At 62.7% G+C, this 11,056-nt stretch carries 9 protein-coding genes; 4 read left to right on the top strand and 5 right to left on the bottom strand.

Annotated elements, in window-relative coordinates; genetic code table 11:
* Positions 1-280 precede the first annotated feature (280 nt).
* Complete coding sequence (locus tag NUV89_RS23335) at positions 281-1,057, bottom strand: ABC transporter substrate-binding protein (protein ID WP_257783178.1); 777 nt, start codon at positions 1,055-1,057, stop codon at positions 281-283.
* Between the two features lie 104 nt (positions 1,058-1,161).
* A complete protein-coding gene (locus NUV89_RS23330) occupies positions 1,162-2,184 on the bottom strand; it encodes a LacI family DNA-binding transcriptional regulator (RefSeq protein WP_257783177.1) in 1,023 nt (340 codons plus the stop codon).
* Positions 2,185-2,372: 188 nt separating this feature from the next.
* On the opposite strand from NUV89_RS23330, the gene NUV89_RS23325 reads away from it, so the two are divergent.
* A complete protein-coding gene (locus NUV89_RS23325) occupies positions 2,373-3,332 on the top strand; it encodes a sugar phosphate isomerase/epimerase (RefSeq protein WP_257783176.1) in 960 nt (319 codons plus the stop codon).
* A gap of 2 nt (positions 3,333-3,334) precedes the next feature.
* Here the strand turns inward: NUV89_RS23325 and NUV89_RS23320 are convergent, their stop codons facing one another.
* From NUV89_RS23320 to NUV89_RS23310, 3 genes are all read right to left on the bottom strand, one after another.
* Positions 3,335-4,411, bottom strand: a complete 1,077-nt coding sequence (locus NUV89_RS23320; protein WP_257783175.1) for a GlxA family transcriptional regulator — start codon at positions 4,409-4,411, stop codon at positions 3,335-3,337.
* Complete coding sequence (gabP, locus tag NUV89_RS23315) at positions 4,408-5,817, bottom strand: GABA permease (RefSeq protein ID WP_257783174.1); 1,410 nt, start codon at positions 5,815-5,817, stop codon at positions 4,408-4,410. The genes NUV89_RS23320 and gabP overlap by 4 nt, the downstream gene beginning before the upstream one ends.
* A gap of 152 nt (positions 5,818-5,969) precedes the next feature.
* The gene (locus NUV89_RS23310; RefSeq protein WP_257783173.1) at positions 5,970-8,135 is read right to left on the bottom strand and encodes a TonB-dependent siderophore receptor; all 2,166 of its coding nucleotides are present in this window, start codon (positions 8,133-8,135) and stop codon (positions 5,970-5,972) included.
* A 103-nt stretch (positions 8,136-8,238) separates the two neighbouring features.
* On the opposite strand from NUV89_RS23310, the gene NUV89_RS23305 reads away from it, so the two are divergent.
* Genes NUV89_RS23305 through NUV89_RS23295 form a run of 3 tightly spaced genes read left to right on the top strand, consistent with a single transcriptional unit; the run spans position 8,239 to position 10,932 of the window.
* Positions 8,239-9,411 (top strand): MFS transporter, encoded by a 1,173-nt coding sequence (locus NUV89_RS23305; protein WP_257783172.1) that lies wholly within the window; start codon positions 8,239-8,241, stop codon positions 9,409-9,411.
* 36 nt (positions 9,412-9,447) lie between these two features.
* Positions 9,448-9,963: a sigma-70 family RNA polymerase sigma factor gene (locus tag NUV89_RS23300; RefSeq protein WP_257783171.1), complete on the top strand. Its 516-nt coding sequence runs from the start codon at positions 9,448-9,450 to the stop codon at positions 9,961-9,963.
* Complete coding sequence (locus NUV89_RS23295; protein WP_257783170.1) at positions 9,964-10,932, top strand: FecR domain-containing protein; 969 nt, start codon at positions 9,964-9,966, stop codon at positions 10,930-10,932.
* Positions 10,933-11,056: the final 124 nt, after the last annotated feature.

Genomic DNA, 11,056 nt, shown 5'->3' with positions numbered 1-11,056 from the left:
CATGGCGCGGGGCGGCTAAACCGGCATCCCTGCCGGTTTACCCCCCAAATCCATGTCGGATTCCGGCCAGCGTGTTTAACGGGGCGCCCAAGATCAAAATCAAAAGCAAAGCGCGGCGGCCTGACAGCCGACCTGATCGATGAAACTGACGCGTTCCCCTGTGGGAGCTGGCTTGCCTGCGATGGCATCAACTGGGTTTGCCTGATGTACCGAGGTGTCTGCATCGCAGGCAAGCCAGCTCCCACATGGACCTAGGCTGCCTCAATATCGGTGAGCAGCCTCAATCGCCGTAGATATCAGACTTGAAATACTGCTCTGAAATCTTCTGGTACTCACCACTCGCACGAATCCCGTCAATCGCCTTGTTCAACTCGCTGACCAACTCCCCATTACCCTTGCGCACCGCAATCCCCGCGCCTTCGCCCACGTATTTCGGGTCCTTCAGCTCCGGTCCGACAAACGCGTAGCCCTTGCCCCGTGGCATTTGCAGGAAGTCATTCAGCGGGATGGTGTCGGCAAAGATCGCATCCAGGCGCCCGGCCGCGAGGTCCATGTAGATCTCTTCGTTGTTGCTGTAGCGCTTGACGGTGATGCCCTTGGGTTCAAACACCTCGGTGGCATAACGGTCGGTGGTGGTGGCGCGCTGCACACCGATGGTCTTGCCCTTGAGGCTGGCGTACTGGTCATCCACCACGGCGCCGTCCTTCATCACCAGGCGCGACGACGTGAAGTAGTACTTATGGGTGAAATCCACCGACTTCTTGCGATCCTCGTTGATGGTCATGGACGACAGCGCCAGGTCGATTTTCTTCACCTTGAGGGAAGGAATCAGGCCATCGAACTCACCTTCGACCCACACACACTTGACCTTCATCTGCGCGCACAGGGCATTGCCGATGTCGTAGTCGAAGCCGACGATTTCACCTTTTTCCGTCTTGGACGCAAACGGCGGGTAAGCCGCTTCGATACCGATACGCAGGGTCTTTTCCGCCGCCAGCAGGTGGCTGGAAGCGAACAGGCCCAAAGCCAGGGCGGTGATGAGGGGGAGTTTCTTCATGATGAGGTTCTCGCGGGTTGTTGTTGGTTTGGCAAGAGAGAAGAAAACGCTGCAAGCTTTATTTTGTACTTATAATTCCATACTGGACTTTTACGTCTTTATCGTCAATCACAGTTGTAACGCGTATGCACCAGCACCCGGGTGAACGCCGGGGCGGCCCGCGCGCCCTCTCGGGCCCCGCGAATCCAGCGCACCGCTGCCGCCACCTCGCCGATAAAGTCGTGGGACAGCACATAGTCCATCACCCCGGTTTCGAGCATCGCGCGGGTATGCCCGGTCAACTCGTGCCCGACAAACACCGGCCGCTGTTCGGCGGGTATGGTGCCGATGGCCTGCGCCACGCCACGGTTGGCCCCGGCGACGTTGTAGATCGCCACCGGGTAATCGTGTTTGGAGAAGTAGCGCAGCAACTGTTCGGCGGTGGTCTGCGGGCGATCGTCAGACACCATCCGCTCATCGATTTTCAGGTGCGGGAACTCCGCGCGCAGCACCCGCCGAAAGCCCATCTCACGCTCCTGCTGGCAACGGAACGCCATGCTGGTGACCAGCAGGATCTTCGCCTTCTGCCGCGCCAGCGCGTTGCCGATCAGCAACCCGGCGACGCTGCCGGCGGCGTACTGGTCGTTGCCAACGTAGGCGCTGCGCCCGGAATTGGGCAAGTCGGTGGTGAGGCAGACCACGGGGATTGCCCGGCGACACAAGGCGCGCACGGCGCGGTTGATCGCCGGGTGTTCACGGCAGACCACAATCACCCCGTCGGCGGTGGCGCCATCGGCCTGCACGCGATCGGCGAAGGCCGCTGGGTCGACGCTGTTGCTGGCCACGTAGTGACCGTCAACCACCACGCCGGGGGTTGAGCTGTTCACCGCCTCCTGTGCCTCGGCCAGCGTGGTGTTGAAGGTTTCCCCCGAGTCGCAGAACAGCTTGATATGCAGGGTGGCCGTGCCGTTGGCCAGGTCTTGCCTGAGCTTGTCCAGCGCCGCCAGCACTTTGAGCCGCGTCTGTTCGCGCACCCCGGCACGGTGGTTGAGCACGCGGTCCACGGTGGCGACGCCGACCCGCGCGACCTTGGCGATCTGCTCCACGGTGGGGCCCTTCCAGAATGGCACAGGGGCTTGCTGAGACATGGCGGACCCGTCCTGAATGATGTGAATACCCTCAGTTATAAACCCTAGGCCCGTATTTGAAGAATCCTTTGTGCCGTGCCATTTGATGGAATTCCCATCAGCCCTGGCCCTTGCTCGTCCTTGAAGGCAAGCGGACCGCTGCGAATAATCGCCCCATAACAACCACAACACCTGTCAGGAGCTTCGCGATGAAACTGGGATTTGTCACCGATACCCTCGGCAACCTGCCGTTGGGCGATGTGCTCAAGCACGCTGAACGCATGGGCCTGTCGGGCCTGGAAGTGAACACCGGGGGCTGGTCCACCGCGCCGCATTTCAACCTGCAGCAGATGCTCGACAGCAACGCCGCACGCCGCGATTTCACCCGCAGCTTCGAACAGCACAACCTGGAAATCATCGCCCTCAACGCCAACGGCAACCCGCTGCACCCGACCCAGCCGGAACAGGCGCAGTGCCTCAAGGACACGATCCGCCTGGCCGGTGAACTGGGGATCAAGACCGTGTGCACCATGTCCGGCCTGCCCGAGGGCCAGGCTGGCGACCGCATGCCCAACTGGGTCGTCGCCTCATGGCCGCCGGAGACGCAAACCATGCTGCACTACCAATGGCAAGAACGCCTGCTGCCGTTCTGGAGCGAGATCGCCGACCTGGCCAAGGCCCATGGCGTGGAGCGCATCGCCCTCGAATTGCACGGCAACCAGTGCGTGTACAACGTGCGCTCGCTGCTCAAGCTGCGCGACGCCATCGGCCCGGTGATCGGCGCCAACCTCGACCCGTCGCACCTGTTCTGGATGGGCGCCGACCCACTGGCCGCCGCCGACGCCCTCGGCGCTGCGCTGTACCACGTACACGCCAAGGACACGCTGCTCAACACACCGGTGCAGGCGGTGGATTCACTGCTGGAAAACGGCTCGCTGATGGACGTATCGGCACGCAGCTGGTCCTATATCACCTTGGGTTTCGGCCATGGCGAACAGTGGTGGCGGCAGTTCTGCTACCGCCTGAAAATGGCCGGCTACGACGGCTGGTTGTCCATCGAACACGAAGACGTGCTGCTCAACAGCCTCGAAGGCCTGGAAAAATCCGTCGCGCTGATGCAAGGCGTGATGCCGGTAGCCGCCAGCGACTTCAAACCGCAAGCGATCTGAAATCAGGGCTTGAGGTTCTTGATACTGGCAAACGTCGACTCGCCCCGCGCCTGCTCCAGCACGTTGATCGGCATGGGCGCGGGCGCTGAGTGAAGGATCGGCTTGACCACGATGGAGCGCTCACTGTCGGTGGCCGAGCGCTCGTCGCTGGGCGGCACGCCGAAGTACTCGCGGTAGCATTTGGAGAAGTGCGGCGTGGACACAAACCCACAGAGCACAGCCAGTTCGACGATGGAAATCGGCGTCTGCTTGAGCAACTGCCGCGCGCGAATCAGCCTGAGCCTGAGGTAGTAGCGCGAGGGCGAACAGTGCAGGTATTTCTGGAACATGCGCTCCAGCTGGCGCCGCGACAACGCCACGTAGGCGGCCAGTTCGTCGAGGTTAATCGGCTCTTCCAGATTGGCCTCCATCAACGCGACGATGTCCTGCAGCTTGGGTTGCTGCGTGCCCAACATATGCTTGAGGGGCACGCGCTGGTGATCCTGCTCGTTGCGGATGCGCTCGTAGACAAACATGTCCGAGATCGCGGCAGACAGTTCATGCCCGTGATCGCGGCCGATAAGGTGCAGCATCATGTCCAGCGGCGCGGTACCGCCGGAGCTGGTGAGGCGGTCGCGGTCGAGGGTGAACAGGCTGGTGCTGAGTGTCACCCGTGGAAAGGCTTCCTGCATGGCGGCCAGCCATTCCCAATGCACGCTGCATTCATAACCATCGAGCAAGCCGGCCCGTGCCAGCACCCAACTGCCGGTACAGATGCCGCCGAGGCGCTTGGAATAACGTGCCTGGCTGCGCAGCCACTTGACCAGTTCGCCGGTCACGGTGCCTTGGATACCGATACCGCCGCACACGATCACGCTGTCGGCCACTGGCACACTATGGATCGAACCGTCCGGGGTGATGGGCACCCCGTCGCTGGCCCACACCGGGTTGCCGTCCAGGCTCGCCGTATGCCAGCGGTAAAGCTCCTGGCCGGCCAGCTGGTTGGCCATGCGCAACGGTTCCAAAGCCGACGCCAAGGAGATCAGCGTGAACTGGTCCAACAGCAGGAACACCAGGCTGTTGATCGGCCGCGCGGTCATGGCTGGGCGGCTGCGGACACGGCCTGTGGTTGGGGTTCGGGATGCCGCGCGGTGACCAGGCCGACCAAGGCAATCAGCAAGGCCAGCACGAGGGTGGATGACACCTCGAAGCGGTGTGCGGGCGTGACCAGCATCACCGTCAACGCGCTGCAGATAAACGCGATGACCAACCAGGTCAGCCAGGGAAACAGCCACATCTTGAACGTCAGCGTGACGTTGCGGCGCAGCAACACCTTGCGCATGCGCAGTTGCGACACGGCAATCACCAGGTACACCAGCAAGGCAATCGCGCCGGAGCTGGCGAGCAGAAACTGGAACAGCCCGGCCGGCATAAAGTAGCTGAGCAAGGTCACGCCCGCCCCCAGCACCGTACTCGCGATCACCGCACCGCGCGGCACGCTGGCGGCCGAGGTCTTTTTCATCAGGGCGGGCGCATCACCGCGCTTGCCCAGGGAAAACAGCATGCGCGAGGCGATGTAGATCGAGGAGTTCATGCAACTGGCCACGGCGATCAACACCACGATATCCACCAGCAGCTTGGCGTGGGGAATATTCATCAGTTCCAGGGCGCGCTGATAGGAGCCCACCGAGGCCAGCAGCGGGTCATCCCACGGCACCACGGAGATCACCACGAAGATCGACAACACGTAGAACACGCCGATGCGCCACATCACCGAACGGGTCGCCCGCGCGATGTTCTGCGCCGGGTTGCTCGACTCGGCGGCGGCGATGGTCACGGCTTCGGTGCCGATAAAACTGAACATGATGGTAATGAACGCGCCGACCACCGCCGACAGCCCGTTCGGCGCAAAACCGCCGTGTTCCGCCATCAAGGTGCTGAGACCGCTGGCTTCGCGCTCGGGAATCCAGCCCATCAGCACGGCAAAGCCCAAGCCGATGAAACCGATGATCGCCACCACCTTGGCCATGGCGAACCAGAACTCGAATTCACCGTATTTGGACACGCTGAACAGATTGGTCACCACCAACAAAAAGATCGACAACAAGGCAAAGAGCCAAGCGTCGATCTGCGGGAACCACTGGTTGAGGATATGCCCGGCGGCCAGGGCTTCGATGGGGATCACCAACACCCAGAACCACCAGTACAACCAGCCGATGGTGAAGCCGGCCCAGCGGCCGATGGCCTGGTCGGCATAGGTCGAGAACGAGCCAGTGTCCGGATTGGCCACCGCCATCTCGCCGAGCATGCGCATGACCAGCACCACCAGCAACCCGGAAAACAGATAAGCCAGCATCACCGCCGGCCCCGCCGCCGCAATCGCGTGCCCGGAACCGACAAACAACCCCGCGCCGATAATCCCGGCGATGGAGAGCATGGTGACGTGGCGCGGCTTGAAGCCCTGCGCCAACTGTCCGTTGGAATCCTTGGTGTTCAGGCTATTCATCGTTGTTTTTATTCTCGGTGATCGACGTAAGGCGTACTGACTGAAGAGTCAGGCGATCATCATTTCTTAATGATGAGTCACCTTACGCGGGCCGGCTGGACCGAAAATAGCCTGGGTGCGGCATGAATGCGTCTGATATCGACATCCGCGCCCTAGAAATCCACGCTGGCCGACAACTGCAACGTGCGCGGATAGCCCGGCGAAAACGCGCCGTACGAGGCCACACCCGACCAGTACTCACGGTCAAACACGTTCTGCACCGTGGCACGGAAGGTGGTGGGTCGCCCTTCGATCTTTGTCGCGTAACGTGCGCCCATATCGATGCGCGTCCAGGAATCCAACTGCTGGGTGTTGGCCTGGTCGACGAACTGGCGGTCGGTATAGATCGCGCCGCCCGTGAGGGTAAAACCTTCCAGTCCCGGAGTGTCCCACTCGGCCCAGAGGTTGGCCTGGATATCCGGCACGCCCACCGGCTTGTTGCCACGGTTGGCGGCGGTGGCGGATTTCGTCAGCTCGCCATCGAGGAAGGTCACGCCGCCCATCAGGCGGGTGCCGGGGGCCACTTCGCCAAACATGCTCAGCTCGACACCGCGGTTGCGCTGTTCGGCCTGCACCGAATACACACCGTTGGCACCGGTCTCGCCGCTGGGTTTTTCGATCTGGAACAACGCCACTGTGGTCATGAAGGTGCCGTGTTCGTACTTCACGCCGAGTTCGTGTTGCTTGGACTCGTAGGGTGCGAAGGTCTCCCCGGCATTGCTCGCCGTGCCCGGTGCGGCGTCGCCTTTGCTCAGGCCCTCGACATAGTTGTAGTACAGCGACACGTCCTCCCACGGCTTGACCACCACACCGAGCAGCGGCGTGTTGGCGCTGGCGTCATACCGCGCGCTGACGCCGCCGGCGGCGTTGTAGTTACGCGACTCGATGGCTTGGTGGCGCATGCCGAGGGTCAATTGGATGCGGTCGTCAAGGAAGCCCAGGGTGTCGGTCAACGCGATGCCAGACAACTCCGTTTCGGAAATACGCAGCACCTTCGGCGTGTTGATGTATTGCTTGGGCGTGTCCACCGGGTGGTAGATGTTGGAGCGGATCAGCGTGCCGTTGTTGATGCCCCGCGACAATTCATCCGTGTAACGGGTCGCCATCAGCGTGGTGGTGTGCGTCACCGGGCCGGTGGCAAACAGCCCGCGTGCGCCCACGTCGGCGGTGGAGCGGTCGACATTGAATTTGTAGTAGCCCGGCGTGTTGCTGGTGTCGCCGGCGTCATTGAGGATGCGCGGCACCTGGTCGGACATGCGCTTCACATCCGAACGCCCGCCACCGGCATGGGCGAACACCGTGAGGTTGTCGTTCAGGTCATATTCGCCGCCGAGCAGCAGCGACTGCTCCTTGGTGTCCGACCAACCCCACTTCTGCGGCAGGCTGGTGCGGCCATTCGGCGCCGACGGCACCTGCACGCCCGGTTGGATGGTGAACGGCCGCGAGGCGCCCTCCCAGCTTTCTTTCTGGCTGATGTAATCGAGGTTCAAGCGCAGGCGCTCGCCGCGATAATCCAGGGCAATCGCACCGATGCCGACGTCGCGGCTCTGGTTGTCCACGGCCGTGTCGCCGCCCTGCAGGCTGCCGTTGAAGCGCACGCCAAACTGGTTTTCATCACCGAAACGACGGCTGATATCGAGGTGGCCACCGACCTGGCTGTCGGAGGCATAGCTGCCGGTAAAGCGCGTCAAATCCGCATCCAGCGGGCGCTTGGGCACGATGTTTATCACCCCGCCCACGCCGCTGTTGGGCGAGATGCCGTACACCAGCGCCCCCGGGCCCTTGAGCACTTCGATGCGCTCGGCGTACTCGGTGAACGCGCGGTAGTTGGGCGCCACGCCGTACACGCCGTCGAACGCCAACTCGCCGAGGTTGCCCTCGCCAATCGCAAAACCGCGCACGAAAAACGAGTCGACAATACCGCCCGACTGCCCGGTGGAACGCACCGACGAGTCACGCTCCAACGCATCGGCGACGGTCACGGTTTGCAGGTCGGCGAGGGTCTTGGCGGTGTAGCTGGTGACGCTGAACGGGGTGTCCATTACGTCCTTGTTGCCCAGCATGCCCAGGCGCGCGCCACGGGCGACCTGGCCACCGGCGAGCACCTCGGGCAAGGCCGTGGCGCCGCTGTAGACGGCGTTGACGTCTGTCGCGTCAAGGGTCAGGCTCTGCGCGCTGTCGTCGTGCGACTCGGCGGTGGCGGCCCAGGCGTTGCCGCTGGCGGCGGCCAACAACAGGGCAGTACGGATGGCGAATGTTAACCGGCTGGCAACGGGCATGACGTCGGGGTCCTTGCATCGGATGAGAATTACTCCTGATGCCAGCCGACCGGCGAAAAAGTATCAGCCCCCCGTATATTTTTTTGAAAATCGAGACTGAGCCATGCCACCGACCCGCGTCCTGATTTCCCTGCTGTTCGCGATCCAGCTCGTGTCCATGGGCGCGATGGAAATGAGCGGGCCGTTCTGGCCGGTGCATCTGCGCGGGTTGACCGACTCCGATGCGCTGTTCAGTTTCGCCAGCATCGCCGTGTACGTCGGGCCGATGCTTGGCATCCTGCTGACCAGCGCATTCTGGGGGCGTATCGGTGATCGTCATGGGCACAAGCTGATGATGATCCGCGCCTTGGTCGGCCTGACCCTGACCCAACTCGCACTGGCGCTGGTCACAGATATTTGGGCGATCTTGCTGCTGCGTTTTTTGCAGGGTGCGTGCGCCGGCTATATCGCCCCGGCCCAGGCGTATGGGGTGAGCATCGAAGTGCCGGCGCGGCGCGCACGCCTGTTTGCGCTGTTGCAGATTTCCACCAACGTCGGCTCGCTGCTGGGCGCGGTGCTCGGCGGCTTGATCCTCGACCATGCAACGTTCTTCTGGATCAACCTCAGCGCTGCCGCACTCTGCGCGATGTGCACGCTGATCGCCGCGTTGACCTTGCCCGATGTACCGCCGCAGCAGAAAACCGTGACCGCCTCCGGCGCCGTGGCGTGGCGCGGTTCGGCGCTGCTGCCGCTGTTGGCGGTGATGGGCATCCTGTTGCTGGCGCGGCTGCTGCCGCAGACCTCGTTCGCGCTGTATGTGAGCAGCACGTTCAACGTCAGCAACGCCTGGGTCGGCCTGTGCTACGGCTTGCTCGCGCTGGGTTTCATCCTGTCCGCGACCACCTGGGCGCGGCACTTCGAAGGGCGCACACAAGCCGACTCGCTGCAACGCATCGCCGGGGTGGTACTCGGGTGCATCGCCCTCACCGCCCTGGCCGGCATCACCCGCAACCCGCTGGTGTTTGCCCTGGGCTACCTGGTGTGGGGCGTGTTGCTCGGCGCCACGACACCGGTGCTGATGGCGCTGATTTCCAAGACTGCCGACAGCGCAAGCCAGGGCCACGTGCTGGGGATCGCCCAGGGCACGGCACAATTCGCCTCGATTGCCGGCATCTCGCTCGGCGGGTTGCTCAGCCAGGTGTATGGGCTGGCGTACACCTACCTGTTCGTCTGCGTGGCCTACGGGCTGGCGCTGCTTGCGATTCTCGCGTTGCGCTCACGCAGGGTTGTCCCTTAGCATTGGGAATACTTCTCAATTGCACGGTTGCGCGTCATGAGCGAAATCCTCGAAGCCGATCACACCCAGCACCTGCGCGCAATCGAGGCGCTGTACAGCGGCCATCACGGCTGGTTGTACGCCACGCTCAAACGCAAACTCGGCAACGCCATGGATGCGGCGGACCTGGCCCAGGACACCTTCACCCGCATCCTCGCCTCCCAGGTCACGGTGATCGACCAGCCACGGGCCTACCTGACCTGCGTGGCCAAGGGCATCCTGGTCAATTGGTACCAGCGCAAGGCGCTGGAACGTGCCTACCTGGAAGCCCTGGCCAGCGCGCCACTGCAAGAAGCGCCGTCGGCCGAAACCCACTTCATGGTGCTGGAGACCCTGCACGAAATCGACGCGATGCTCGATGCGCTGCCGCCACTGGTCAAGCGTGCGTTCCTGCTGTCGCAGCTCAACGGCCTCAAATACGACGACATCGCCGTGCAGTTGGGCGTGTCGCTGATTACCGTCAAACGCTACATGAAACAGGCGTTTGTGCAGTGCCTGATGCTGGTGGAATGAATGCTCAGCCTGCGCAAGGAACCGCCGCTGCCCGCTGACGTCCTCGAAGAAGCCGCCGAATGGCTGATGCGCCTGAGCGAAAACGACCTCAGCGCCAACGAACGCGCCGAATGGGAGCGCTGGAAGGTCAGCAGCCCCGAACGTGACCGCGCCTGGGCCCGGGCGCAGTTGCTGCAAAGCAAGCTCGGCGGTTTGCCGCCGGCCCTGGCGATGTCGGCGCTGGATCGCCCAAGCCACCCGGAACGCCGCGCGGCGCTGGGCAAGCTGGCGTTGTTGCTGGCGGTGATGCCGGTCGGTTGGGGCGGTTGGAAGCTGGCGCAGTCGCAGCAGTGGATGGCGGATTACCGCACCCATGTCGGCGAGCGTCGTGAGCTGGTGCTGGCCGATGGTTCGCGCATCACCCTTAACACCGACACTGCGATCGACGTGCGCTTCGATAGCCAGCAGCGGCTGGTGCAGTTGCGTGAGGGGGAGATCCTGGTGCAGACCGCTGCGGATGCTGCGCGGCCGTTTCTGGTGAGTACGCGCCAGGGGCATATGCAGGCTCTGGGGACGCGCTTTACGGTGCGCGAACTGGGTTCGCGGACTTATCTGGCGGTGCTTGAGGGGGCGGTGAAAGTGGTGTTGGCTGAGAATCGCCAGGGTGCGCCGTTGGTTGTCAATGCGGGGCAGCGTACGGATTTTTCGGCGCAGACGTTTGGTGGGGTTGAGGTTGCTGACCGGAATGTTGGGGCGTGGACGCAAGGGATGTTGATGGCGGACAAGATGCGCCTTGCGGACTTTGTTGCGGAGCTGGCGCGGTATCGACGCGGCGTTGTGCGGTGTGATCCGGGGATTGCGGATTTGCTTGTTTCTGGGGCGTTTCCGGTGGGTGATACGCAGCGGGCGTTGAATATGTTGGTGGGGACTTATCCGGTGGTTGTTACGGGGCATTTGAGTGGGTATTGGGTGACGCTTTCGGCGGCTTGAGCTTGGGGTTTTTGGAGTAAGTACATATCCGTTGCTGCGGTAACGGCGGCTTATGGTTCCGCTCTTACAGCGGCTCACTTTTGAAGAGCGCAAAAGTAAGCAAAACGCTCTTGCCCCAACACTC

Origin of the sequence: Pseudomonas sp. 18.1.10, assembly GCF_024655625.1 — a bacterium.
Taxonomy (GTDB): domain Bacteria; phylum Pseudomonadota; class Gammaproteobacteria; order Pseudomonadales; family Pseudomonadaceae; genus Aquipseudomonas.
This window is presented reverse-complemented; position numbering and strand designations above follow the sequence as displayed.